This window comes from Streptomyces sp. URMC 123 (assembly GCF_051386515.1).
In the GTDB taxonomy this organism is placed as follows: domain Bacteria; phylum Actinomycetota; class Actinomycetes; order Streptomycetales; family Streptomycetaceae; genus Streptomyces.
Genome location: NZ_JBPQTV010000067.1, coordinates 1 through 23948, shown reverse-complemented (window position 1 = coordinate 23948; position 23948 = coordinate 1). Strand labels below are relative to the sequence as shown.

Annotated in this window: 20 protein-coding genes and 1 pseudogene; 15 read left to right on the top strand and 6 right to left on the bottom strand. The window is 73.4% G+C overall.

Annotated elements, in window-relative coordinates:
• Positions 1 to 248 (top strand): annotated as a pseudogene (locus tag ACSNOD_RS11270) (DUF6542 domain-containing protein); the annotation flags it as partial.
• On the top strand, positions 200 to 460 hold the full coding sequence (locus ACSNOD_RS11265; protein ID WP_436766701.1) for a DUF6542 domain-containing protein: 261 nt from the start codon (positions 200 to 202) through the stop codon (positions 458 to 460). The pseudogene ACSNOD_RS11270 and the gene ACSNOD_RS11265, both read left to right, overlap by 49 nt.
• A gap of 116 nt (positions 461 to 576) precedes the next feature.
• On the opposite strand, the gene ppgK is transcribed toward ACSNOD_RS11265, so the two are convergent.
• Both ppgK and ACSNOD_RS11255 read right to left on the bottom strand, forming a co-directional pair.
• A complete protein-coding gene (ppgK, locus tag ACSNOD_RS11260; RefSeq protein ID WP_436766700.1) occupies positions 577 to 1329 on the bottom strand; it encodes a polyphosphate--glucose phosphotransferase in 753 nt (250 codons plus the stop codon).
• 22 nt (positions 1330 to 1351) lie between these two features.
• Entirely contained in the window at positions 1352 to 2332 is a 981-nt protein-coding gene (locus ACSNOD_RS11255; RefSeq protein ID WP_436766699.1) for a 4-hydroxy-3-methylbut-2-enyl diphosphate reductase, read from the bottom strand.
• Between the two features lie 87 nt (positions 2333 to 2419).
• Between ACSNOD_RS11255 and ACSNOD_RS11250 the strand changes: the two genes are divergently transcribed.
• From ACSNOD_RS11250 to ACSNOD_RS11235, 4 genes are all read left to right on the top strand, one after another.
• Entirely contained in the window at positions 2420 to 3967 is a 1548-nt protein-coding gene (locus tag ACSNOD_RS11250) for an APC family permease (RefSeq protein WP_436766698.1), read from the top strand.
• Positions 3968 to 3976: 9 nt separating this feature from the next.
• Positions 3977 to 5188, top strand: coding sequence for an exodeoxyribonuclease VII large subunit (xseA, locus tag ACSNOD_RS11245; protein ID WP_436766697.1), 1212 nt, complete (start codon positions 3977 to 3979; stop codon positions 5186 to 5188).
• A gap of 157 nt (positions 5189 to 5345) precedes the next feature.
• The gene (locus ACSNOD_RS11240; RefSeq protein WP_436766696.1) at positions 5346 to 5636 is read left to right on the top strand and encodes an exodeoxyribonuclease VII small subunit; all 291 of its coding nucleotides are present in this window, start codon (positions 5346 to 5348) and stop codon (positions 5634 to 5636) included.
• Positions 5637 to 6276: 640 nt separating this feature from the next.
• The gene (locus ACSNOD_RS11235) at positions 6277 to 6870 is read left to right on the top strand and encodes a malonic semialdehyde reductase (RefSeq protein WP_436766695.1); all 594 of its coding nucleotides are present in this window, start codon (positions 6277 to 6279) and stop codon (positions 6868 to 6870) included.
• 145 nt (positions 6871 to 7015) lie between these two features.
• Here ACSNOD_RS11235 and ACSNOD_RS11230 read toward each other — a convergent pair whose 3' ends face one another.
• Positions 7016 to 7531, bottom strand: a complete 516-nt coding sequence (locus ACSNOD_RS11230; RefSeq protein ID WP_436766703.1) for a DUF4245 domain-containing protein — start codon at positions 7529 to 7531, stop codon at positions 7016 to 7018.
• A 246-nt stretch (positions 7532 to 7777) separates the two neighbouring features.
• Here ACSNOD_RS11230 and glpX point away from each other — a divergent pair, with 246 nt between their 5' ends.
• Entirely contained in the window at positions 7778 to 8809 is a 1032-nt protein-coding gene (gene glpX, locus ACSNOD_RS11225) for a class II fructose-bisphosphatase (protein ID WP_436766694.1), read from the top strand.
• A gap of 135 nt (positions 8810 to 8944) precedes the next feature.
• Here the strand turns inward: glpX and ACSNOD_RS11220 are convergent, their stop codons facing one another.
• Complete coding sequence (locus tag ACSNOD_RS11220) at positions 8945 to 9319, bottom strand: WhiB family transcriptional regulator (RefSeq protein WP_436766693.1); 375 nt, start codon at positions 9317 to 9319, stop codon at positions 8945 to 8947.
• Positions 9320 to 9660: 341 nt separating this feature from the next.
• Between ACSNOD_RS11220 and ACSNOD_RS11215 the strand changes: the two genes are divergently transcribed.
• Positions 9661 to 11337 carry a fumarate hydratase gene (locus tag ACSNOD_RS11215; protein WP_436766692.1) on the top strand — a complete coding sequence of 559 codons (1677 nt, stop codon included), beginning with the start codon at positions 9661 to 9663 and terminating at the stop codon, positions 11335 to 11337.
• Between the two features lie 68 nt (positions 11338 to 11405).
• On the opposite strand, the gene ACSNOD_RS11210 is transcribed toward ACSNOD_RS11215, so the two are convergent.
• Complete coding sequence (locus ACSNOD_RS11210; RefSeq protein WP_436766702.1) at positions 11406 to 12866, bottom strand: ricin-type beta-trefoil lectin domain protein; 1461 nt, start codon at positions 12864 to 12866, stop codon at positions 11406 to 11408.
• Between the two features lie 243 nt (positions 12867 to 13109).
• Here ACSNOD_RS11210 and ACSNOD_RS11205 point away from each other — a divergent pair, with 243 nt between their 5' ends.
• The 5 genes from ACSNOD_RS11205 to ACSNOD_RS11185 all read left to right on the top strand — a co-directional run bounded on the left by ACSNOD_RS11205 (position 13110) and on the right by ACSNOD_RS11185 (position 19930).
• Positions 13110 to 14522, top strand: coding sequence for a class II fumarate hydratase (locus tag ACSNOD_RS11205; RefSeq protein WP_436766691.1), 1413 nt, complete (start codon positions 13110 to 13112; stop codon positions 14520 to 14522).
• A 144-nt stretch (positions 14523 to 14666) separates the two neighbouring features.
• A complete protein-coding gene (fomD, locus tag ACSNOD_RS11200; RefSeq protein WP_436766690.1) occupies positions 14667 to 15377 on the top strand; it encodes a cytidylyl-2-hydroxypropylphosphonate hydrolase in 711 nt (236 codons plus the stop codon).
• Between the two features lie 127 nt (positions 15378 to 15504).
• Positions 15505 to 16200 carry a class I SAM-dependent DNA methyltransferase gene (locus ACSNOD_RS11195; RefSeq protein WP_436766689.1) on the top strand — a complete coding sequence of 232 codons (696 nt, stop codon included), beginning with the start codon at positions 15505 to 15507 and terminating at the stop codon, positions 16198 to 16200.
• 47 nt (positions 16201 to 16247) lie between these two features.
• Entirely contained in the window at positions 16248 to 18299 is a 2052-nt protein-coding gene (locus tag ACSNOD_RS11190; RefSeq protein ID WP_436766688.1) for a SpoIIE family protein phosphatase, read from the top strand.
• A 167-nt stretch (positions 18300 to 18466) separates the two neighbouring features.
• Positions 18467 to 19930 (top strand): catalase, encoded by a 1464-nt coding sequence (locus ACSNOD_RS11185; RefSeq protein WP_436766687.1) that lies wholly within the window; start codon positions 18467 to 18469, stop codon positions 19928 to 19930.
• 93 nt (positions 19931 to 20023) lie between these two features.
• Here the strand turns inward: ACSNOD_RS11185 and ACSNOD_RS11180 are convergent, their stop codons facing one another.
• Positions 20024 to 22312 carry a transglycosylase domain-containing protein gene (locus tag ACSNOD_RS11180; RefSeq protein ID WP_436766686.1) on the bottom strand — a complete coding sequence of 763 codons (2289 nt, stop codon included), beginning with the start codon at positions 22310 to 22312 and terminating at the stop codon, positions 20024 to 20026.
• Positions 22313 to 22540: 228 nt separating this feature from the next.
• On the opposite strand from ACSNOD_RS11180, the gene ACSNOD_RS11175 reads away from it, so the two are divergent.
• Together ACSNOD_RS11175 and ACSNOD_RS11170 are read left to right on the top strand one after the other, a co-directional pair.
• A complete protein-coding gene (locus tag ACSNOD_RS11175) occupies positions 22541 to 23575 on the top strand; it encodes an SPFH domain-containing protein (RefSeq protein WP_436766685.1) in 1035 nt (344 codons plus the stop codon).
• The gene (locus ACSNOD_RS11170; RefSeq protein ID WP_436766684.1) at positions 23572 to 23850 is read left to right on the top strand and encodes a hypothetical protein; all 279 of its coding nucleotides are present in this window, start codon (positions 23572 to 23574) and stop codon (positions 23848 to 23850) included. The genes ACSNOD_RS11175 and ACSNOD_RS11170 overlap by 4 nt, the downstream gene beginning before the upstream one ends.
• Positions 23851 to 23948 lie beyond the last annotated feature (98 nt).

Genomic DNA, 23948 nt, shown 5'->3' with positions numbered 1-23948 from the left:
CCGTGGAGGAGCGGGCCGCCGTCTACCGCGCCCACCCCCAGGCGGGCCGTACGCCGCTGGCCCGCGTCCTGCGCCGGCTGCCCGCCCCGCGGCTGACGGGGCTGGGCTGCGGCGTCCTCGGCGCCCTGGCCATGCTGCTGATCGGCGGCCTCGACCGGCTCGTCCTGGGCCCGCCGGTGCCGTGTACGGCCTGCTTTTCGTGCTGGTGGCCACGGCCTGCGGGCTCTGGGTGCGGCCCGCCGAACTGATCACCGCGCCGATCAGCGCCCCGATCGCGTTCGTCGTGGGGCTGCTGCCCGCCTCCGGCGGCGGCGACGGGTTCAGCGGGCGGCTGATGGGCGTGTTCACCGCGCTGGCCCTGCACGCGGGCTGGCTGTACGGCGGGACGCTGGCCGCCGCCCTCGTGGTCTGGCTGCGCCGGGCGGCGCGGGCCGGCGCGCAGCCCGAACCCCGCCCCTGAGCACCGTGAGCCGCGGGCCGCGAGTCGCGAGTCGGCGCGCGGCCGAGGGCCCCGCCCCTGAGCGCCGGAAACGGGAAGCGCCCGCGACGCCGGCCGCGAACGCCCCGCCGCGCCCCCTACGCGCCCTCCACCGCCGCCCTGGCCGCCATCGCCGCCCCCACGATCCCCGCGTTGTTCTGCAGGTGCGCCGGAACGATCTCCGCGCGAATGCCGGTGAGGTGCGGCAGGAACTTCTCCGCCTTGCGGCTCACCCCACCGCCGATGACGAACAGCTCGGGCGAGAACAGCATCTCCAGGTGCGCCAGGTACTTGCGTACGCGGCGGCCCCACTGCTCCCAGTTGAGCCCCTCGTCCTCCTTGGCGCGGGTGGAGGCCCGCTTCTCCGCCTCGTGGCCGCCGAGCTCCAGATGGCCCAGCTCCGTGTTGGTCAGCAGCCGGCCGCCCGTGAAGACCGCGCTGCCGATGCCGGTGCCGAAGGTGAGCACCATGACCGTGCCGGTTCTGCCCCGCCCCGCCCCGAAGGTCATCTCCGCGACGCCGGCCGCGTCCGCGTCGTTGAGCACGGTGACCGGCAGGCCGCCCAGCCGCTCCCGGAGCAGCCCCTGGGCGTCGACGTCCTTCCAGGCCGGGTCCACGTTGGCCGCCGTGCGGGTGGTGCCGTCGGTGACGACCCCCGGGTAGGTCACCCCGACCGGCCCCGACCAGCCGAAGTGGTCGATGACCTCCTTGACCCGGTCGGCCACGACGTCCGGGGTGGCCGGGTGGGGGGTGAGCACCTTGTACCGCTCGTCGGCCAGGTCGCCCCGGTCCAGATCGACCGGGGCGCCCTTGATGCCGGAGCCTCCGATGTCCACACCGAAAACATTCATGTGGACCACGCTATAGCGGCCGTCAGTCCTCGAGCGCGGCAGCGGCCTCGGCGCGCAGGTCGCGCCGGAGCTCCTTGGGGAGCGAGAAGGTGATGGACTCCTCGGCGGCCTTGACCACCTCGACGTCCTCGAAGCCGCGCAGCGCGAGCCACTCCAGCACGCCCTGCACCAGGATCTCGGGGACCGAGGCGCCGGAGGTGACGCCGACCGTGGTCACGCCCTCCAGCCAGTTCTCGTCGATCTCCTCGGCGTAGTCCACCAGGTGGGCCGCCTTCGCGCCGGCGCCGAGGGCGACCTCGACCAGACGCACGGAGTTGGAGGAGTTCTTGGAGCCGACGACGATCACCAGGTCGGCCTCGGCGCCCATCTGCTTGACCGCGATCTGGCGGTTCTGCGTGGCGTAGCAGATGTCGTCGCTGGGCGGGCTGATGAGCTGCGGGAAGCGCTCCTTGAGGGCGTCGACGGTCTCCATGGTCTCGTCCACGGAGAGCGTGGTCTGGGAGAGCCAGACGACCTTCTCCGGGTCGCGGACCTCGACGTTCGCCACGTCCTTGGGGCCGTCCACGAGCTGGATGTGCTCGGGGGCCTCACCGCTGGTGCCGATGACCTCCTCGTGGCCCTCGTGGCCGATGAGGAGGATGTCGTAGTCCTCCTTGGCGAACCGCACGGCCTCCTTGTGGACCTTGGTCACCAGGGGGCAGGTGGCGTCGATGGTGGCGAGCCGGCCGCGCTTGGCCTCCTCGTGCACGACCGGTGCCACACCGTGGGCGGAGAAGATCACGATGTTGCCCTCGGGGACCTCCACCGTCTCGTCGACGAAGATCGCGCCCTTCTTCTCCAGGGTCTTGACCACGTACTTGTTGTGCACGATCTCGTGGCGCACATAGACGGGCGCGCCGTACTGCTCGAGGGCCTTCTCGACGGCGATCACGGCGCGGTCCACGCCCGCGCAGTAGCCCCGGGGGGCGGCGAGCAGGACGCGGCGGGCGGTCGTTGCAGTCATGGACACCATCGTAAGGCCGTGGCGCACGCGGGAAAGCTCGCACGGTGCCGGAGTATGGGTACCGGATCATGGCGGGAGGCACGACGTATGGCGGACACCCAGGGCCCCGGCGGCGCCGGCGGAACCGGCGGAACCGGCGGAACCGGAGGCAGCGGCGGCACCGGCGGCCCGCGAGCGGCCACGGACGAGCGCACCGGAGCGGCGGCCGGCGAGGGCCTGCGCCGCACCCTGGGCTTCAAGGACCTGGTGGTCTACGGGCTGCTCTTCATCGCCCCCATGGCGCCCGTGGGAGTCTTCGGCGCGCTCGACGCCCGGAGCCATGGCGCGGTCGCCCTGGTCTATCTGGTGGCGACGGCGGCCATGGCCTTCACGGCGTACAGCTACGCCCAGATGGTGCGGGTCGTGCCCCGGGCGGGCTCGGTGTTCAACTACGCCAGGGCGGGGCTGGGCGAGAGCGCCGGGTTCGTCGCCGGCTGGATGGCGATGCTGGACTACCTGCTGATCCCGGCGGTCGCCTATCTGTTCTCCGGCATCGCGATGGAGGCACTGGTTCCGTCGGTGGACCGGTGGGTGTGGACGGCGGCCGCGGTCGTGGTGACCACGGCGCTGAACCTCGCCGGGGTACGGGCCGCGGCGCGCGTGGGGTTCGCCGTACTGGCGATGGAGATCGCAGTACTGCTGGTGTTCGTGGTCACGGCCGTGGTGGTGCTGGTCCGCGACGGCGCGCAGCGCGGCTGGCTGTCGCCGCTGACCGGGGACGGCTCCCTGGGCTTCTCCCTGGCCGCGGTGGTGGGGGCGGTGTCGGTGGCCGTGCTGTCGTATCTGGGCTTCGACGCGATCGCGACCTTCGCCGAGGAGGTCACCGGCGGCTCGCGGGCGGTGGCGCGCGCGGTGCTGTGCTGTCTTGCGCTGGCCGGCACGCTGTTCGTGGCGCAGACCTATCTGGTCGCGCTGCTGTCGCCGGTCTCGGCGGCCGGGCTGGCGGCCGATCCGGCGGCGCAGGGGACGGCCTTCTACGACGCGGTGGACGCCTCCGTGGGCGGCTGGCTGCACGATCTGATCGCGGTGAGCAAGGCGATCGGGGCGGCGTTCGCGGCGCTCGCCGGGCAGGCGGCGGCCGGCCGGCTGCTGTTCGCGATGGGCCGCGACCGGCGGCTGCCGGGCCTGCTGTCGAAGGTCGACCGGGGCTCCGGGGTGCCGCGGCGGGCGCTGCTGGTGGCCGCGGTGATCACCCTGGTCGCGGCGGTCTGGGCGGCGCGCCGGGACGACGGGCTCGACCGGCTGGTCTCCGTCGTGGACATCGGCGCCCTGACGGCGTTCACGCTGCTGCACGCGTCGGTGGTGGGCTGGTTCGCGGTACGGCGCCGGGGCGCGGGCACCGGCCCGGGCGGGGACGCCGGCCCGGGCGGGGATGTGGGCGCGGGCGGGGATGTGGGCGCGGACTTCGGCGTGGTGCGGCACGTGGTGGTGCCGGTGGTCGGGGCGGCGGTCACGGTCGCGGTCATCGTGGAGGCGGCGGAGACCGCGCTGATCACCGGGGCGGTCTGGCTGGGCGTGGGTCTGCTGGTGCTGCTGGCGCAGCGCCCGTCCCGGGCGCGCCGCCGGCCGGGCGGCGATGTCGGTGCCATGCCCTAGCCTGCTCGCATGGCTGTGAACACGTCGGCCGACGCCCCGCTGCCCGTGGGCCAGGTGTCGCGCCTGATCGGCGGCTGGATCGACCGCCTCGGCGCGGTCTGGGTCGAGGGGCAGATCACCCAGCTGTCCCGGCGCCCGGGCGCCGGGGTGGTGTTCCTGACGCTGCGCGACCCCTCGTACGACATCTCGCTGACCGTCACGTGCTTCCGCTCGGTGTTCGACCCGGTGGCGGACACGGTGCGGGAGGGCGCGCGGGTCGTGGTGCACGCCAAGCCGGAGTGGTACGCGCCGCGCGGTCAGCTCAGTTTGCGGGCGGCGGAGATCCGCCCGGTCGGCATCGGGGAGCTGCTGGCGCGGCTGGAGCGGCTGAAGAGCTCGCTGGCGGCGGAGGGCCTGTTCGCGGCCGAGCGCAAGCGGCCGCTGCCGTTCCTGCCGCAGCTGATCGGGCTGGTGTGCGGGCGGGCCTCGGCGGCGGAGCGCGATGTGCTGGAGAACGCCCGGCTGCGCTGGCCCGCCGTGCGCTTCGAGGTGCGCAATGTGCCGGTGCAGGGGGTGCACGCCGTGCCGAAGGTCGTCGCGGCGGTGCGGGAGCTGGACGCGCTGCCCGAGGTCGACGTGATCGTCGTGGCGCGGGGCGGCGGCAGCGTGGAGGATCTGCTGCCGTTCTCCGACGAGGAGCTGGTGCGGGCCGTGGCCGCGTGCCGCACGCCCGTGGTGTCGGCCATCGGCCACGAGCCCGACTCCCCGCTGCTCGACCTGGTCGCCGATCTGCGGGCCTCGACGCCCACGGACGCGGCGAAGAAGATCGTGCCGGACGTGGGCGAGGAGCTGACCCGCATCCAGCATCTGCGGGACCGCGGGCTGCGGGCGGTCACCGGTCTGCTGGACCGCGAGGAGCGGGGCCTGGCGGCCGCGCTGGGGCGGCCGGCGATACAGCGGCCGCAGGTGATGGTGGAGCACCGCGAGGAACAGATCGCGGCGCTGCTGCACCGCGGGCGCCGCACGCTCGGGCACCTGCTGGACCGGGCGGACTCGGAGCTGGCCCACACCCGGGCCCGGGTCGTCGCGCTCTCCCCCGCGGCGACGCTGCGCCGGGGTTACGCGGTGCTCCAGCGGGAGGACGGCTCGGTCGTCCGGGCGGCGGCCGAGGTCACGGCGGAGGAGACGCTGCGGGCGCGGGTCGCCGAGGGCGAGTTCACGGTCCGGGTGGGCGAGGCGTGACAGGCGCGGCGTGACCGTCGGCGCGTGGGCCTGACTGGGCGCGGGCGCCTGACCGGTGGGGCCCGGCCGGCCCGCCGGTGCCCCGGGCGGGCCGCCGGTGAGCGCGCGTCGCGGTGCCCCGGCCGGCGATGTCGTACCCGACCCCTAGGCTGGAGCCATGGCAGAGACGGCCGAGAAGACCGCCGAGCGGACCACCGCCGCGTCCGCGTTGGGTTATGAGCAGGCACGGGACGAGCTCATCGAGGTCGTGCGCCGCCTGGAGGCGGGCGGGACCACGCTGGAGGAGTCGCTGGCGCTGTGGGAGCGCGGCGAGGAGTTGGCGAAGGTGTGCCGGCGCTGGCTGGAGGGCGCGCGGGCGCGGCTCGACGCCGCGCTGGCGGCGGATTCGGCGGACGGCGACGACGCGGGTGCCGGCGGTACGGGGGGCCCGGCGGGCCCCGCCGACTGACCGGCGGCGGCCCGTACGACCCGGGCGGGGGCCACCCACGGTCCAGCAGCGCCCGTACGACACGGCCCGCACGTGCCCGGGCCAGGCACCACCCGCACGGCCCGGCCCCGCACCGCTCGTGCGACCCGCCCCACACGGCTCCCGTGACCCGCCCGGCACATCCCGCACGGCCAGCCTCGCACCGCTCGTACGACCGGCCGGCGGCGCCCGCAGCGCCCGGCCAGCAGCGCCTGTACGGCCCGAGCCCGCAGCGCCCGTACGACCCGGGCACCACTCGCACGCCCCGTGCGGGAGCCACCTCCGGGCCCGCACCGCTCGTACGCCCCGCCCGGCGGCGGCCTCCGTACGACCCGGCCCGCACGTGCCCGGGCCAGGCACCACCCGCACGGCCCGGCCCCGCACCGCTCGTGCGACCCGCCTGATGGCGGCATCCGTACGAACCGGCCCGCACCGCTCGTAAGAGCCCGCGCACGCCCCGGTCCCCGACCCCCGCCCCACCATCACCGCAGGTCAGCCCGCCGGCGGCGCCCCGCCACGCGTGGCGCGGGTCACGTCGCACCCGGTTTAGTTGAAACTTAATCTAAATCGCGTAGAGTGGAGCTCGCATCCACCGACCCCCGACCGAGAAGGTGCTCAACCCATGACGCTCGCCCTCGACGCCGCCGCCCAGGACCTGCTGTTCCGCGAGGCCCGTACCGCCAACACGTTCACCGACGAGCCGGTGACCGACGAGCAGGTCCAGGCGATCTACGACCTCGTGAAGTACGGCCCCACCGCCTTCAACCAGCAGCCGCTGCGCGTCGTGCTGGTCCGCACCCCCGAGGGCCGCGAGCGCCTGGTCCAGCACCTGGCCGAGGGCAACCGCGAGAAGACCGCCAAGGCCCCGCTGGTCGCGATCCTCGCCGCCGACAACGAGTTCCACGAGGAGCTGCCGACCCTCTTCCCGCACTTCCCCGCGGCGAAGGACGTCTTCTTCTCCGAGCGCGTGGCGCGCGAGCGGTCCGCCGCGCTGAACTCCGCGCTCCAGATGGGCTACTTCATCATCGGCGTGCGCGCGGCCGGCCTGGCGGCGGGCCCGATGACCGGCTTCGACGCCGCCGGCATCGACAAGGAGTTCTTCCCCGACGGCGACCACACCGTGCTCGCCGTGGTGAACATCGGCAAGCCGGGCGAGAACGCCTGGTACCCGCGCTCGCCGCGTCTGGCCTACGACGAGGTCGTCACCACCGTCTGAGCAGGCCACCGGCCGGCCGCGGCCCCCGCGCGAGCACCACGCTCCGCGCGACCGCATGGCCGCCCCGCTCGGGACCCACGGGCCCCGGCTCCCGCGAGGAGCGGGGGCCCGCGGCCTGTCCACGAGGTCAAGCCTGTCCGCCCGTCTACGAGGTCCTGAGCGCGGCGGCCATGCGCGCGAGGTCCTCGAAGGGCGCGGTGCCGGTGACCACCGTGGTCACCCCGCCCTCCGTGCGCACCAGCGCGTCGTACTTCGGACCCTCCCAGCGCGTCCACTCCTGGTCGCCGACGCGCTGCGTCCGCTCCGTCTTCTCCGCGTCCCGGGTGACCTGCTCGACGAACTTGCGCTCCGGGCCGTCGCCCTGCTCGACCGCGACGTACTCGTCGTTCGGGTTCAGGAAGCCCAGGTGCCAGACGGCGCCGTGCTCGCTCACGCCCTTGTAGGTGACGGAGGTGGCGCGCCAGCCCTCGCCGAGCCCCTGGGGAGCGGCCACCTTGTAGGGCGCCGCCCGGCGGGCCGTCTCCAGCTCCACCCGGTAGTCGACCGTCCGGACGGGGTCCTTCGATTCGTCGTGCGGGATGAACAGGTACATCAACGCCGCGGCGACACCGATCACCGCCAGCGAGAGCACCATGTCCCGAACCGTCTGCTTACCGCGCATACCTGCCACGCCCCCTATGGTCCCCCACCGCCGCGCCGGGCCGCGCCGGGGGGCCGCCCCGGCGCCCCGACCGGCCCGCGGCCCGGCCCGTACGATGCCCCGCGGCGCCTCCGCGGCGCCCCGCAGCGCCCCCACCGGCGCCCATACGGTGCTCATACGTGGGGCGCTCTGCTCATTTTGTCGATGTGACGATAGAGTCGGGCCACCCTCGTTTCCGGCCGTCGCCGTACAGAAAGGTGCGCTCCGATGACCGAGCACCACCTGCCGTCTCAGCTCGAAGTGAGCCCTGAGGCCCCCGACCGCAACCTCGCCCTCGAACTCGTCCGGGTCACCGAGGCCGCCGCCATGGCGGCCGGCCGGTGGGTCGGCCGGGGCGACAAGAACGGCGCCGACGGCGCCGCCGTGAAGGCCATGCGGACCCTCGTCTCCACCGTCTCGATGAACGGCGTCGTCGTCATCGGGGAGGGCGAGAAGGACGAGGCCCCGATGCTCTACAACGGGGAGCGGATCGGTGACGGCACCGGCGCGGAGTGCGATGTCGCGGTGGACCCGATCGACGGCACCACCCTCACCGCCAAGGGCATGACCAACGCCCTCTCGGTGCTGGCCGTGGCCGACCGGGGCACGATGTTCGACCCGTCCGCGGTCTTCTACATGGAGAAGCTGGCCACCGGCCCGGAGGCCGCCGACGTCGTCGACATCGGCGCACCGATCGCGGAGAACATCCGCCGGGTCGCCAAGGCCAAGCGCTCCTCCCCCGAGGACGTCACGGTCGTCATCCTGGACCGCCCGCGCCACGAGAACATGGTCAAGGAGATCCGCGAGGCGGGCGCCCGGATCAAGTTCATCTCCGACGGCGACGTGGCCGGCGCGATCATGGCCGCGAAGGAGGGCACCGGCGTCGACCTGCTGCTCGGCATCGGCGGCACCCCCGAGGGCATCATCACCGCCTGCGCCATGAAGTGCCTGGGCGGAACGATTCAGGGCCGGCTGTGGCCCAAGGACGAGGCCGAGCGGCAGCGCGCGCTCGACGCCGGGCACGACCTCGACCGGGTGCTCACCAACGACGACCTGGTGTGGGGCGAGAACGTGTTCTTCGTCGCCACCGGCATCACCGACGGGGAGCTGCTGCGCGGGGTGCGCTACCGCTCCGACACCGCGCTCACCCAGTCGCTGGTGATGCGCTCCAAGTCCGGCACGATCCGGCAGATCGACTCCACGCACCGGCTGTCCAAGCTGCGTGCCTACAGCGCGGTGGACTTCGACCGGGCCCGCTGAGCGGCCGCCCGCACGCACCGCGTACCGGCCGGGCACCGTACGACACCGGCCGCGCACGACGAAGGAGGGGCACCCCACCGCGGGGTGCCCCTCCACTGTCGATCCGGGCCCTCGTGACCGCGGGCCCCGGCGATCTCAGCCCGCGGCGGCGATATGGGGCACCGCCGGCCGCGCGCTCTTCTTGAGCTCCGCCTCCCGCCGCCTGCGGCGGGCGAGCACCACACGGCGTTCGGCGGCGGTGAGCCCGCCCCACACGCCGTACGGCTCCGGCTGGAGCAGCGCGTGCTCCCGGCACTCGACCATCACGGGGCAGCGTGCACAGACCCGCTTCGCCGCCTCCTCGCGGGACAGCCGGGCGGCTGTCGGCTCCTTGGAGGGGGCGAAGAACAGTCCGGCTTCGTCACGACGGCACACCGCCTCCGAGTGCCAGGGGCCTGCCTGATCGCGCGTTTCCAAGCGCGGCGACGGTACGGCGGCGACCTGCGGGGGCTGATGCGGCGGTTGCAGCACGGTCCACTCCTGACGACGGCTTCGCGAAAGAGTCACCCTTGCCCGTCTCGGTCCGCGGCCAATTACACCCCCATGCCGCACAAGAGACGATGCAGCAGCCCTACCCGCTGTGCGCGCGCCTATTCACACCGTTAGCCCCCGAGTTGCTCGTCGTGCTCCTTGCGCCGGGGCGCACCGTGCTCCCCGAGCCGCTCGCCGGGCCGCGGCCGGGCCCGGTGAGCCCCCGTGCCGAGGGCGAGTGAGCCTTACCTCACCCGAGGCCGGGCACCGCGGGCATCTACCCTGGGTCCGGCTGTCGAGGAAGCCAGCCGAAGCCGTCTGCCGAGTGAGGAATGGGCTCCATGCCAGAGTTTGCCTATACGGACCTGCTGCCCCTGGGCGAGGACAACACTCCGTACCGCCTGGTGACCTCGGAGGGTGTGAGCACCTTCGAGGCGGACGGACGGACGTTCCTCAAGGTCGAGCCGGAGGCGCTGCGCACGCTCGCCGCCGAGGCGATGCACGACATCTCGCACTATCTGCGCCCGGCCCACCTCGCCCAGCTCCGCCGCATCCTGGACGACCCCGAGGCCTCCCCGAACGACCGCTTCGTCGCGCTCGACCTGCTGAAGAACGCCAATATCGCCGCCGCCGGCGTGCTGCCGATGTGCCAGGACACCGGCACCGCGATCGTCATGGGCAAGCGCGGCCAGAACGTGCTGACCTCCGGCCGGGACGAGGAGGCGCTCTCGCGCGGCGTCTACGACGCGTACACCCAGCTCAATCTGCGCTACTCCCAGATGGCCCCGCTGACCATGTGGGAGGAGAAGAACACCGGCTCCAACCTGCCGGCGCAGATCGAGCTGTACGCCACCGACGGGGACGCCTACAAGTTCCTGTTCATGGCCAAGGGCGGCGGCTCGGCCAACAAGTCGTTCCTCTTCCAGGAGACGAAGGCCGTCCTCAACGAGGCGTCCATGATGAAGTTCCTGGAGGAGAAGATCCGCTCGCTGGGCACGGCCGCCTGCCCGCCGTACCACCTGGCGATCGTCGTCGGCGGCACCTCCGCCGAGTACGCCCTCAAGACCGCGAAGTACGCCTCCGCGCACTACCTCGACGAGCTGCCCACCGAGGGCTCGCCGACCGGTCACGGCTTCCGCGACAAGGAGCTGGAGGAGAAGGTCTTCGAGCTGACGCAGAAGATCGGCATCGGCGCGCAGTTCGGCGGCAAGTACTTCTGCCACGACGTGCGCGTGGTGCGGCTGCCGCGGCACGGCGCGTCCTGCCCGGTCGCCATCGCCGTCTCCTGCTCGGCCGACCGCCAGGCCGTCGCCAAGATCACTGCCGAGGGCGTCTTCCTGGAGCAGCTGGAGACCGACCCGGCGAAGTACCTCCCGGACACCACGGACGAGGAGCTCACCCAGGGCGCCGGTCCCGACCTGGACGCGGTCCGCATCGACCTCGACCAGCCGATGGACGCCATCCTCGCCGAGCTCACCAAGCACCCGGTGAAGACCCGGCTCTCGCTCACCGGCACGCTCGTCGTCGCCCGCGACATCGCGCACGCGAAGATCAAGGAGCGGCTGGACGCGGGCGAGGAGATGCCGGAGTACCTGAGGAACCACCCCGTGTACTACGCGGGCCCGGCCAAGACGCCCGAGGGCTACGCGTCCGGCTCCTTCGGCCCGACCACGGCCGGCCGCATGGACGCGTACGTCGAGCAGTTCCAGGCGGCCGGCGGCTCGAAGGTCATGCTCGCCAAGGGCAACCGCTCGAAGCAGGTCACCGACGCGTGCGCCGCGCACGGCGGCTTCTACCTCGGGTCGATCGGTGGGCCCGCGGCGCGGCTGGCGCAGGACTGCATCAAGAAGGTCGAGGTCCTGGAGTACGAGGAGCTGGGCATGGAGGCGGTCTGGCGGATCGAGGTCGAGGACTTCCCGGCGTTCATCGTCGTGGACGACAAGGGCAACGACTTCTTCCAGGACCCGGCGCCGGCCCAGCCGTTCGTCACGAGCATCCCCGTGCGCTCCGCGACCTGACACGGCCCCCTGGGACGGGACCGGGGCCCGGGGCGTGCAGCCCCGGGCCCCGGGAGGCGCGCCGCCGGTCAGATGAAGCGCTGGGCGGCCGAGCCGTCGCACTTCTGGAGCCGGACGCGGTCCTCGGGCGAGGACAGCGTCAGGCACAGGCCCGGCGCCGCGGCGGGGCTGATCGCCGCGCCGGCCCGGGTGAAGCGCTGGTTCTCCCCGCCGTGGCAGTTCCAGAGCACCACGCCGGCCCCGGCCGCGTACCGCCCGCCGGGCACGTCGACGCAGCGGTCGTGGCTCAGCTCCGTGCGCAGCGAGCCGCGCCCGGCGTCGTACCACCAGCCCTGGTTGCGCCCGCCGTGGCAGTCCCAGCCGACGACGGCCGTGCCGTTGCGGCTGCTCGCGCCCTCCGCGTCCGTACAGCTGCCGGTCGCCGCGTTGGTCAGCGGCCGGTAGACGTCGTCCCAGGCGCCGGGGAAGAGCACCGGCGCGCCCGTGCTCGCCGGGTCGGCGCAGCTCGCCTCGCGCAGGCCGGAGCCGTAGAGCTGGGTCAGGCAGGACGCGAAGGCGCCGTGGCCGCGCTCATTGGGGTGGAAGGACTGCCGGACGGAGTTGGCGTCCGGCGGGAACGGGTTGGTGACGTCCACCCACAGCCCGCGGGCCCAGGTGTCCTCCATGCACACCTCGTGCCCGTGGAAGAGGCGCGAGTTGTCGAGGAAGGTGGCGCCGGTGCGGCGGGCGGCCTCGCGCAGGCCGCGTTCGAAGCCGGGGACGGCGAAGTCGCGGGCCCAGCCGGCGTCCGAGGTGTAGCCGGTGCAGCCGCCCGGCAGCTTGCCGGGGAAGTTCGGGTTGTCCTCGAAGTCGGGGCCGATGGGGCCGGGGTAGCCCATGACGACCAGGCGGTAGTCGCCGTCGGCGTAGCCCGCCTGCCGCATGACGGTCCGCAGGTCCCGCACGGTCTGCTCGACCTTGGGCACCAGCGCGTCGACGCGGCTCTGCCAGGTGGGCCCGTACGTGCCCGCGCAGGGGCCCTGGGACAGGAACCAGCGGGTGACGCAGTCGGTGATCACGGGCCCGAACTGGAGGTCGTCGTTGGCGCCCGCCACCAGCAGCACCATCTTGACCCGGGTGTTGCGGGCCTTGACGGCCAGGTTGTCGCTCTGCACCGGCTCGTCGGCGTACTGCCGCTGCCCGCCGATCCTGATGTTGCCGGTGTTCGCGCCCGAGCAGGCGACGTTGTACGTCTCGTCGGCGGGGATGCCGGTGCGGTGGATGGCCGCGTCCGGCGAGCGGTGGCACCAGTTGTCGGGGCCGTCGGTGCCCGGCTCGTACCGGCCCACGCCCTCGCCGGATATCTCGCTGTCACCGAGCGAGATCAGCGAGGTCTTCCGCTGGCCGAGGGGGCGCTCGGCGGCGTCGCCGTAGAGCTTCACCGCCTCGGCGGCGCGCACCGCTTCCAGTTCGGGCGGCAGGGGCACGGCCCCGGTGGCGCGGGTCTGCGCCGAGGGGGCCGCCGTCGCGGCGGGGGCGGTGGCCGCCATGCCGCCGAGCGCCGCGGCGAGGGCGGCCAGGGCCGCGACGGCGCCCCGCGGTCCTCTCAGTCCTCCCACCCGTCGCGGTCCGCCTGCTCCCCCGGTGTCCCGCCCGGCCACGGCCGATTGTCCGGTTCGCCTCATTGAGCCTCCACGATCGCGTCCGTTGCTGGCGGTATTAACTGGCGAGTAGCTCAACTTGGGAACACTGCGAACCGGACAAACGCTGTGCACCACAGGAGGCCGAAGACGATGACCGAGGCAGGCGGACACATGAGCGACGACGGATACCGCGTCGAGCACGACTCGATGGGCGAGGTGCGCGTCCCGGCGCGCGCCAAGTGGCGGGCGCAGACGCAGCGGGCGGTGGAGAACTTCCCGATCTCGGGGCAGCGGCTGGAGCGGGCCCACATCGAGGCGCTGGCCCGCATCAAGGCGGCGGCGGCCAAGGTCAACGCCGAGCTGGGCGTGGTCGCCGGGGAGACGGCCGCCGCGATCGAGGCCGCGGCGAACGAGGTCGCCGAGGGCCGCTGGGACGAGCACTTCCCGGTGGACGTGTTCCAGACGGGCTCCGGCACCTCCTCCAACATGAACATGAACGAGGTGGTGGCGACGCTGGCGAGCGAGCGGCTCGGCGCGCCGGTGCATCCCAACGACCACGTGAACGCCAGCCAGTCGTCCAACGACGTCTTCCCCTCCTCCATCCACATCGCCGCCACGGCCGCGGTGACCCGGGACCTGATCCCGGCGCTGGAGCACCTGGCGGCGGCGCTGGAGCGCAAGGCGGCCGCCTTCGCCGACGTGGTGAAGTCGGGCCGTACGCATCTGATGGACGCCACGCCGGTGACGCTCGGTCAGGAGTTCGGGGGTTACGCGGCGCAGATGCGCCACGGCGTGGAGCGGCTGCGGTCCGCGCTGCCGCGCCTGGCGGAGCTGCCGCTGGGCGGCACGGCGGTGGGCACCGGCATCAACACCCCGCCCGGGTTCTCCGCCGCCGTGATCGCGGAGGTGGCGCGGGCGACCGGCCTGCCGCTCACCGAGGCGCGCGACCACTTCGAGGCGCAGGGGGCGCGCGACGCGCTGGTGGAGACCTCGGGGCAGCTGCGCACCATCGCGGTCGGCCTCACCAAGATTTCCAACGATCTGCGCTGGATGGGCTCGGGCCCGCGCGCGGGTTTGGCCGAGATCAGCCTTCCGGATCTGCAGCCGGGCTCCTCCATCATGCCCGGGAAGGTCAATCCGGTGATCCCCGAGGCCGTGCTGATGGTCGCGGCGCAGGTGACGGGGAACGACACCGCGGTCGCGGTGGCGGGCGCGTCGGGCAACTTCGAGCTGAACGTCATGCTTCCGGTGATGGCGCGCAACCTCCTGGAGTCGATCCGGCTGCTGGCCAACGCCTCCCGGCTGCTGGCGGACCGCACGGTCGACGGCATCACGGCCAATGTGGAGCGGGCGCGGGAGTACGCGGAGTCCTCGCCGTCCGTCGTGACCCCGCTGAACAAGTACATCGGGTACGAGGAGGCGGCGAAGGTCGCCAAGCGGTCGCTGGCCGAGCGCAGGACGATTCGCGAGGTGGTCCTGGAGGCGGGGTACGTGGAGCGGGGCGACCTGACGCTGGAGCAGCTCGACGAGGCGCTGGACGTGCTGCGGATGACCCGGCCGTGAGTCGCCCGACGGCCAGCGCCTGAGACACCGGCGGCCCGCCCCCGGGACGGCGGGCGTTACGGCCTCGCCCCTCGGACCGACGGGAGGCGAGGCCCGTAACGCCGGCCACAGCGCTGCTCAGGGCCGCACCCCTAAGATCTGCGCATGACAGCCGAGACGACGAGCGCCGCGGGCAGCAGGAGCGGTGTGGGGGGCGCCACCGGCGCGTGGGCGCCCGGGGACCACATTCTCTGGCGCTATCGGGGCAACGGCCCCGACAGCGCGAGCCGCGTGCACATATGCCGCCCCGTGACCGTCGTCCAGGACACCCCCGAGCTGCTCGCGGTGTGGATGGCCCCCGGCACCGAGTGCGTGAAGCCGGTGCTGGCCGACGGCACCCCGGTGCACCGGGAGCCGCTGGCCACCCGCTACACCAAACCCCGCACCACCGCGCGGTCGCGCTGGTTCGGCACGGGCGTGCTCAAGCTGGCCCGGCCGGCCGACCCCTGGTCGGTGTGGCTGTTCTGGGACCCGGACTGGCGGTTCCGCAACTGGTACGTCAATCTCGAGGAGCCCCGGGCGCGCTGGGCGGGCGGGGTGGACTCCGAGGACCACTTCCTGGACATCGAGGTGTACCCCGACGGCGGTTGGGAGTGGAAGGACGAGGACGAGTTCGTCCAGGCGCAGCGGGCCGGGCTGATGGCTCCGGAGGCGGCCGAGCGGGTGCGCGCGGCGGGCCGGGCCGCCGTGGACCTGATCGACGGTTGGGGTTGGCCGTTCACCGACGGGTGGGAGAATTGGCGCCCGGACCCGGCGTGGACGGTGCCGGAGCTGCCCCGTGACTGGGACCGCGACCCCGCGCGGCCGGCCTCGTGAGACCCTTGCCGCCGCCTGGTGGGACAACCGTAGGATCGTCCTCCGCGCGACCGGCCCGGCCGGGGGCCCCGGGGGCCGGCCGGGGGCGGTGGGCGCGGCTCCCGGACCACGCGCACGGCTCGACGGCATGTCTGAGGAGGGGTGGCTGGTGAGCGGCCAGGGACAGGGGTACGAGGGGTACGACCGGTTAGCGATCGACCGGTCGGGTCAGGCCGAGGCGTTCGACGCCATCGGTGACCGCTACGACGAGGCGTTCCCGCACAAGGAGGGCCAACTGGCGGCCGGCCGCTGGCTGGCCGACGCGCTGCCGCCGGGCTCGCGGGTGCTGGACCTGGGCTGCGGCACGGGTCTGCCGACGGCCGCCCAGCTCGCCGACGCGGGCCACCGCGTGGTGGGGGTCGACCTGTCGGCCGGGATGCTCAAGCTCGCCCGGGACAACGTGCCCACGGGCGAGTTCCACCAGGCGGACATCGCCTCGCTCGGCGAGGAGCGCTGGGGCCGGTTCGACGGCATCGCCGCCTTCTTCGCCCTGCTGATGCTCCCGCGCGCGGAGATCCCGCACGCCCTGCGTATGCTGCACGGGCTGCTGCGGCCCGAGGGGCTGCTGGCGCTGTCGATGGTCGAGGCGGACGTGGACGACTACGCGATTCCGTTCCTGGGCAACACGATCCGGGTATCGGGTTACCTGCGGGACGAATTGCGCCAGGTCGTGCGCGATGCGGGTTTCGAGGTCGCCGGGGAGGACTCGTACGCGTACGCCCCCGCCAGCACGGACGTACCACCCGAGATCCAGCTCTTCCTGCACTGCCGACGACGCGCCTGACCCTCGGCGCGCCTGACGCGCAGCCCCGGACGGATGGAACCCTACGCGTGACGGAGCACCCGACCTCCCACGACGGCCAGCGGACGCTTTCGCAGTCCGCCGCCCTCCCCATGGAACCGGGGGCCGACCGGCCCCCGCCCCGCGCGGCCGACGGCACCGCCGCGGCCGAGCGGCTGCCCGCCCGGCCCGCCTCGGGCCCGGGCGACGACGCGGCGCGCCCCGACGGTGAGCACCGCGGTCCGCTGGGCCGGTCGGACGAGGACCGCCCGGGCGCCGGCCGGGGGGCCGCCAGCCGCCCCCGGCCCGCCGTCGACGACCTGGCGGCGCCGGGCGGCGCGCTGCCCCCGGGGCCCGGCGGCGGACAGCCGGCCGCCGCGGGCGGCGGCACCCGCGACGGCGACCGGCTGCGCTTCGTCGGGGCGGCCACCCGCCGGATCGCCCGCGGCATCGACCTGGACGAGATCGTGCTGGGGCTGTGCCGCGCCACCGTGCCGACCTTCGCCGATGTGATCCTGGTGTATCTGCGCGACCCGCTGCCGGTCGGGGACGAACGCCCCGTCGGCCCGGTGGTGCTGCGCCTGCGCCGCACCGACCGCATCCCCGACGAGCCGGAGATCGACCCCATGGCCGGCGGCCGAGCGGCGCCCGCGCTGCCCCTGCCGCCCGACAGCGTGCCGGCGGCCGAACTGGCCGAGGTGCGGCCCGGCGGGCCGCTCGCCGAGGTGCTCCGCGGGGTGCGGCCGGTGTTCGGGGAGTCCGCGGCGGCCCGCGCCGCGCTGCCCGAACTGCTGGGCCACGAGCGCTTCATACCGGGCGAGCAGCGGGCCATCCTGGCCCCGCTGCGCGGCCGCCGCCGGGTGATCGGCGCCGCCGTCTTCCTCCGCCGGCCGGACCGGCCGTCCTTCGAGCCGGACGATCTGCTCGTCGCCGCCCAACTCGCCACGCACACCGCGCTCGGGGTCGACAAGGCCGTCCTCTACGGCCGCGAGGCGTACATCGCCGACGCCCTCCAGCGCACGATGCTGCCCGACTCCCTGCCCCAGCCCACCGGCGTACGGCTGGCCAGCCGCTATCTGCCGGCCGCCGAGACGGCGCGGGTGGGCGGCGACTGGTACGACGCGATCCCGCTGCCCGGCAGCAGGGTGGCGCTGGTCGTGGGCGATGTGATGGGCCACTCCATGACCTCGGCCGCCATCATGGGCCAGCTGCGCACCACGGCGCAGACGCTCGCCGGGCTCGACCTGCCGCCGCAGGAGGTGCTGCACCACCTCGACGAGCAGGCCCAGCGGCTGGGCAGCGACCGGATGGCCACCTGTCTGTACGCCGTGTACGACCCGGTCGCGCACCGCATCGTGATCGCCAACGCCGGGCACCCGCCGCCGGTGCTGCTGCACCTGGGCGGCCGGGCGGAGGTGCTGCGGGTGCCGCCCGGCGCGCCGATCGGGGTCGGCGGGGTGGACTTCGAGGCCGTGGAGCTGGACGCCCCGGCCGGGGCCACGCTGCTGCTCTACACCGACGGCCTGGTGGAGTCCCGGCTGCGGGACGTGTGGACCGGGATAGAGCAGTTGCGCGAGCGGCTGACCGCGACAGCCCGGCTGACCGGCCCGGACCACCCGCCGCCGCTGGAGCCGCTGTGCGACGAGGTGCTGGACATGCTGGGCCCGGGCGACCGGGACGACGACATCGCGCTGCTGGCCGCCCGCTTCGACGGGATCGCGCCGAGCGATGTCGCCTACTGGTTCCTGGAGCCGCACGAGCAGACCCCGGGCAAGGCGCGCCGGCTGGCCCGGCGGGCGCTGGCCCGCTGGGACCTGGAGGACCTCTCGGACTCGGTGGAGCTGCTGATCAGCGAGGTGGTGACGAACGCCGTGCGGTACGCGGAGCGGCCGATCACGCTGCGGCTGCTGCGCACGGACGTGCTGCGCTGCGAAGTGGGCGACGACGTGCCGCAGTTGCCCAGGCTGCGGCAGGCGCGCCCCTCGGACGAGGGCGGGCGGGGCCTGTACCTGGTCAACAAGCTGGCGCGGCGGTGGGGCGCGACCCGGCTGTCCACGGGGAAGGTGGTGTGGTTCGAGCTGTCGCGGCCGGCGGGGGGCTGAGGCGTGGCCGATTCGCTGCGAACCCCGGGCCGGAGACGGGCGCGGACGGGCGGGGAATCGCTCCCGCGCTGTTGCCGACGCACCGTCGGCGGAGTTGACTGCGCGAAGGACACCGGCCCCGGGACACGGCGGCACAAACATCCTCATCACGCACTGCGAGGCGTCTCATGACCGAGTCACCCCAGCGCCATCCGCACACCACGAACAACCACGGCATCCCCGTGGAGAGCGACGAGCACTCGCTCACGATCGGCGACACCGGTCCCATCCTGCTCCAGGACCACTATCTGATCGAGAAGATGGCCCAGTTCAACCGGGAGCGGGTGCCCGAGCGCGTGGTTCACGCCAAGGGCTCGGGCGCCTACGGCACGTTCGAGACCACCCAGGACGTCAGCCAGTTCACCAAGGCCCATCTGTTCCAGCCGGGCCGGCGCACCGACGTGCTGGCCCGCTTCTCCACGGTGGCGGGCGAGCAGGGCAGCCCGGACACCTGGCGCGACCCCCGCGGCTTCGCGCTGAAGTTCTACACCGAGGAGGGCAACTACGACCTCGTCGGCAACAACACGCCGATCTTCTTCGTGCGGGACCCGATGAAGTTCCAGGACTTCATCCGCTCCCAGAAGCGCCGCCCGGACAGCGGGGTGCGCGACCACGACATGCAGTGGGACTTCTGGACGCTGTCCCCGGAGTCCGCCCACATGGTCACCTGGCTGATGGGCGACCGGGGCATCCCGAGGACGTACCGCCACATGAACGGCTACGGCTCGCACACCTTCCTGTGGGTCAACGGCGGCGGCGAGCGGTTCTGGGTGAAGTACCACTTCAAGACCGACCAGGGGATCGAGTTCCTCACCCAGGCGGAGGCGGACGCGCTGGCCGGTGAGGACGGCGACGCCCACCGGCGCGACCTGTGGCGGGCCATCGCCTCCGGCGACGCCCCGAGCTGGACCCTGCACGTGCAGGTGATGCCGTTCGAGGACGCGGCGGACTACCGCTTCAACCCGTTCGACCTGACCAAGGTGTGGCCGCACGGCGACTACCCCCTGATCGAGGTCGGCCGGCTGACGCTGCACACCAACCCGGAGGACTTCTTCGTCCACGTCGAGCAGGCCGCCTTCGAGCCGTCCAACATGGTGCCGGGCATCGGCCCCTCGCCGGACAAGATGCTGCTGGGCCGGCTCTTCTCGTACCCCGACACCCACCGCTACCGGATCGGCACCAACTACGCCCAGCTGCCGCCGAACCGGCCGCGGGTGGAGGTGCGCTCGTACGCCAAGGACGGCGCGATGCGGTACGAGGCCAACCGGGTCGGCGCGGTGTACGCCCCCAACTCCCACGGCGGCCCGGCGGCCGACACCGCCGCGTACGGCTCGCCGGCGGGCTGGGCGGCGGCCGGCGAGATGGTGCGGGAGGCGTACGCGCTGCACCGCGAGGACAACGACTGGGTGCAGGCCGGGACGATGGTCCGGGAGGTGCTGGACGACCTGGCGCGCGACCGGCTGGTGGGCAATGTCGTCGGCCATCTCCGCCAGGGCGTGAGCGATCCGGTGCGGGAGCGGGCGATCCAGTACTGGCGCAATGTCGACAAGGATCTGGGCGACCGCATCGGCGGGAAGCTGAACGGCCGCTGATCCGAGCCCCGCGCGACGGCGAACGCCCCGGCCCATGAGAGGGCCGGGGCGTTCGCGTACCGCTGTTCTCGTTGTTCGGCTCCGCCGCCGGAGCTACGGCACCGGCTGCATCGGCGGGCGGTCGCCGTTGTCCGGGCCGCCCGGCTGGGAGGCGGTCGGGTCGGGCGGCGTCTGCGGCCGGGACGGGGAGACCGGCGGCGACGGCGGCGCGGGCGGCGGGCTCACCGGGGGCGACGGCGGGCCCGACGGCCGCGGGGGACCCGACGGGGACGAGGCGCCGGGGCTCGGCGCGCGGGGCGACGCCGGGCGGCCGGGGGTCGCGGTGCCCGACGGGGAGCGGTCGGCGGCGGGCGGGCCGCCCTGGACCGGGCCGCGCTCGGCCTCCAGGTCGAACGTGGTGTCCTCGCTGTCGTCCACGCCGCTCATCGCGGCCTGGGTGTAGGCGTTCCAGATCCGCGCGGGGTAGCCGCTGCCGTTGACGCGGCCGCCGCCACCGGCGCCCTTGAGCGTCACCTGCTTGCCGCTGTTCGCCGAGTCCTCGCCGAACAGCCCGACCGCGGTGGCCAGGCTCGGGGTGTAGCCGGTGAACCAGGCGGACTTGTTGTCGTCGGAGGTGCCGGTCTTGCCGGCCACCTCGTAGTCGCCGGAGCGGGCGACCGCGCCGGTGCCGTCGTCGACCACGCCGGTCAGCACGGAGGTAAGGGTGTCGGCGGCCGAGCGGCTGATCACCTGCTTGCCGACGCCGCTCGGCAGGTTCGCCTTCTGCTCGCCGCGCTCGGCGGACTTCACCAGGTGCGGGGTGACCTTCTTGCCGTGGTTGGCGAGGGTGGCGTACACGCCGGCCATGTCCCGCGGGCTGGCGCCCATGGCGCCGAGCGACATCGAGGGCACCGCCGGGAAGTTCGCCTTGCCGTCCATGCCGAGCTCGACCGCGGTCTTCTTGGCCTTCTCCAGGCCCACGTCGACGGCCATCTGCGCGAAGACGGAGTTGACCGAGGCGTTCATCGCCTTCTGGACGGTGATGGGACCGTAGCTGACGTGGTCCTCGTTCTCGGGGGCGTACGGCGTGGCCTCGCCGCTGCCGCGCACCGGCCGCTTGTGGGTGCCGTCGTAGATGGTGTTCGGGGTGATCCGCACACCGTCCTGGGTCCGGGCGCCGTGCTCCAGGGCGGCCGCCAGGATCAGCGGCTTGAAGGTGGAGGCGGGCTGGTAGTCACGCCGGGTGGCGTTGTTGGTGTAGTGCTTCAGATAGTCCTGGCCGCCGTACATCGCCACGATCCGGCCGGTCCTCGGGTCCACCGAGGCCGCGCCCACCTGGACGTGGGCGTCCGCGGGGCGGCTCTTGGGGTCGAGGTCGGACATCAGCTTGCGGTCGACGGCCTTCTCCAGCGCCCGCTGCTTCTCGCGGTCGACGCCGAGGGTGATGGTCCAGCCGCCGGCGGCCAGCTCGTCCTCCTTGACGCCGGCGGCCAGCAGCTCCTCCTTGGCGGCCTCGACGAGATAGCCGGCCTGGCCCTGCGGGCCGGGCGGGGGCTTGCGGGGGCCGGGCGTGGGGAAGGACATCGCGCCACGCGTGCCGCCGTCCAGCCACCGCATCTCGACCATGTTGTCGAGCACGTAGTTCCAGCGCCGGAGCACCAGGGTGCGCGAGGTCTCCGAGGCGGTGGTCCAGTCGTACTGGCTGGGGGCCTGGAGGAGGGAGGCGAGGTAGGCGCCCTGCTCGACGGTGAGCTTGTCGACGTCGACGCCGTAGTAGGCGCGGGCGGCGGCCTGGATGCCGTAGGCGTTGCGGCCGAAGTAGCTGGTGTTGAGGTAGCCGGCGAGGATCTCGTCCTTGGACATCTCGCGGTCCACCTTGAGGGCGATGATGACTTCCTTCGCCTTGCGGGTGACCGTCTGCTCCTGACCCAGGAAGTAGTTCTTCACGTACTGCTGGGTGATGGTGGAGCCGCCCTGCTTGCCCTTGCCGGTGACGGTGTTGATCAGGCCGCGGGCGGTGCCCTTGAGGTCGACGCCGGAGTCCTTGTAGAAGGTCTTGTTCTCCGCCGCGACGAAGGCGTGCCGGACCGGCTCGGGGACCTTGGAGAGCGGGACGACCTCACGGTTGATCTTGCCGGTGCGGGCCAGTTCGGTGCCGTCGCTGTAGCGGTAGACGTTGCTCTGGCGCTTGGCGTCGGCGTTGGCGTCGGGGACCGGGACGAGCAGGTAGAGCGCGACGAACGCGCCCACGCCGAGGAGGCACACCAGCAGGAAGCCGCCCAGCAGCTTCTTCCAGGTGAAGAGGCGGCGTATGCCGCTCGTGCGCTTCTCCGCCCGCGCGGGGTCCTTCGTGGACTTCCCGGGGCCGCTCTCGCGTGTCCGCTTCGCTCCGACCAACCGCATTCCGCTCTGTCACTCCACTCGGTCCGCCCCCACAAAACCTCAGCAAGCTAACACCGCAACTGCGACCAAAAGCCCATTGATCAAGCGTTTTCCGGACGTGACAAACAGCACGCCGGGTCGGCGCAACCGGCGGCCGGAGGTGCGCGACGCGGCCCGGAGCGATAAAGTGATATCACTTTGCTAGACCGGTCCGAGGGGACCGGACCGAACGGAAAGCCGGGGGGACCCATGTCCGAGAACACCGAGAGCAGCGAGAGCGTCAGGAGCGCCGAGAGCGCCGGCGCCAAGGCCGCCACCGACGCGGCCACCGACACCCACCCGCGGGGCGCCGCGGCGGCCGCGGCCGACACCGTACGCCTGCCCGAGCCGCAGGTCCGGGAGTTCGAGGCCCGGCACATCGGCGGGGGGCTGGCGCTCCTGCTGGGGCTGCTGGGGCTGGCCCTCGGCGTGGGCGCCGTCATCGGCGGCGCCGCGCTGCACGCCGACCACCGGGGCGGGGCGGCGGCCACCGTACTGATCGTCGCCGGCGTGCTGGTGGGCCTGACCTCCCTGATCGCCATGAGCGGCCTCCAGATGGTGGCGCCCGGCCAGGCCCGGGTGATCCAGCTCTTCGGTCGCTACCGGGGCACCATCCGCACCGACGGCCTGCGGTACGTCAACCCGCTCACCAACAGCTCCAAGATCTCCACCCGGGTGCGCAACCACGAGACCCCGGTGCTCAAGGTCAACGACGCCTACGGCAACCCGATCGAGCTGGCGGCGGTCGTCGTCTGGCGGGTGGAGGACACCGCGCAGGCGATGTTCGAGGTGGACGACTTCCTGGAGTTCGTCGCCACCCAGACCGAGGCCGCGGTGCGCCACATCGCCATCGAGTACCCGTACGACGCCCACGACGAGGGCGGGCTGTCGCTGCGCGGCAACGCCGAGGAGATCACCGAGAAGCTCGCGGTCGAGCTGGCCGCGCGGGTCGAGGCGGCCGGCGTGCACATCATCGAGTCCCGCTTCACCCACCTCGCCTACGCCCCGGAGATCGCCTCGGCCATGCTCCAGCGCCAGCAGGCGGGCGCGGTGGTCGCCGCCCGCCGCCAGATCGTCGAGGGCGCGGTCGGCATGGTGGAGCAGGCGCTCGCCCGGATCACCGAGCACGACATCGTCGAGCTGGACGAGGAGCGCAAGGCCGCCATGGTGAGCAATCTGATGGTCGTGCTCTGCGGGGACCGCGCCCCGCAGCCCGTCGTCAACACGGGCACCCTGTACCAGTGACCGACGAACAGTCCGGGCGACGGGCGCAGCAGCGGCGCAAGCAGGTGCTGCTGCGGCTCGACCCGGCTGTGCACGACGCGATCGCCCGCTGGGCGGAGGCCGAGCTGCGCAGCGCCAACGCACAGATCGAGTATCTGCTGCGGAAGGCGCTGGCCGACGCCGGCCGCCTGCCCCGATCGGCCGGCCCCCTGCCCCGCCGCGGCCGGCCCCCCAAGCAGACCTCCGGGGAGGAGGAGTCGCCCTCCTCCCCGGCGGAACCACCGGCCGAGGACTGATCGCCATGGCCACCAGCAGCCCGGGGTGCCGCGCCGCGCGTACGGCCGCCCCGGCTCTCCCTCGGACCGCTCTACACGGCGTCTATACATGCGGTGTA

Bases quoted from the DNA above. Each gene is read 5' to 3' on its own strand.
- ppgK (WP_436766700.1), bottom strand. From the start codon at position 1,329: ATGAATGTTTTCGGTGTGGACATCGGAGGCTCCGGCATCAAGGGCGCC.
- ACSNOD_RS11255 (WP_436766699.1), bottom strand. From the start codon at position 2,332: ATGACTGCAACGACCGCCCGCCGCGTCCTGCTCGCCGCCCCCCGGGGC.
- ACSNOD_RS11250 (WP_436766698.1), top strand. From the start codon at position 2,420: ATGGCGGACACCCAGGGCCCCGGCGGCGCCGGCGGAACCGGCGGAACC.
- xseA (WP_436766697.1), top strand. From the start codon at position 3,977: ATGGCTGTGAACACGTCGGCCGACGCCCCGCTGCCCGTGGGCCAGGTG.
- ACSNOD_RS11240 (WP_436766696.1), top strand. From the start codon at position 5,346: ATGGCAGAGACGGCCGAGAAGACCGCCGAGCGGACCACCGCCGCGTCC.
- ACSNOD_RS11235 (WP_436766695.1), top strand. From the start codon at position 6,277: ATGACGCTCGCCCTCGACGCCGCCGCCCAGGACCTGCTGTTCCGCGAG.
- ACSNOD_RS11230 (WP_436766703.1), bottom strand. From the start codon at position 7,531: ATGCGCGGTAAGCAGACGGTTCGGGACATGGTGCTCTCGCTGGCGGTG.
- glpX (WP_436766694.1), top strand. From the start codon at position 7,778: ATGACCGAGCACCACCTGCCGTCTCAGCTCGAAGTGAGCCCTGAGGCC.
- ACSNOD_RS11215 (WP_436766692.1), top strand. From the start codon at position 9,661: ATGCCAGAGTTTGCCTATACGGACCTGCTGCCCCTGGGCGAGGACAAC.
- ACSNOD_RS11210 (WP_436766702.1), bottom strand. From the start codon at position 12,866: ATGGCGGCCACCGCCCCCGCCGCGACGGCGGCCCCCTCGGCGCAGACC.
- ACSNOD_RS11205 (WP_436766691.1), top strand. From the start codon at position 13,110: ATGACCGAGGCAGGCGGACACATGAGCGACGACGGATACCGCGTCGAG.
- fomD (WP_436766690.1), top strand. From the start codon at position 14,667: ATGACAGCCGAGACGACGAGCGCCGCGGGCAGCAGGAGCGGTGTGGGG.
- ACSNOD_RS11195 (WP_436766689.1), top strand. From the start codon at position 15,505: ATGTCTGAGGAGGGGTGGCTGGTGAGCGGCCAGGGACAGGGGTACGAG.
- ACSNOD_RS11185 (WP_436766687.1), top strand. From the start codon at position 18,467: ATGACCGAGTCACCCCAGCGCCATCCGCACACCACGAACAACCACGGC.
- ACSNOD_RS11180 (WP_436766686.1), bottom strand. From the start codon at position 22,312: ATGCGGTTGGTCGGAGCGAAGCGGACACGCGAGAGCGGCCCCGGGAAG.
- ACSNOD_RS11175 (WP_436766685.1), top strand. From the start codon at position 22,541: ATGTCCGAGAACACCGAGAGCAGCGAGAGCGTCAGGAGCGCCGAGAGC.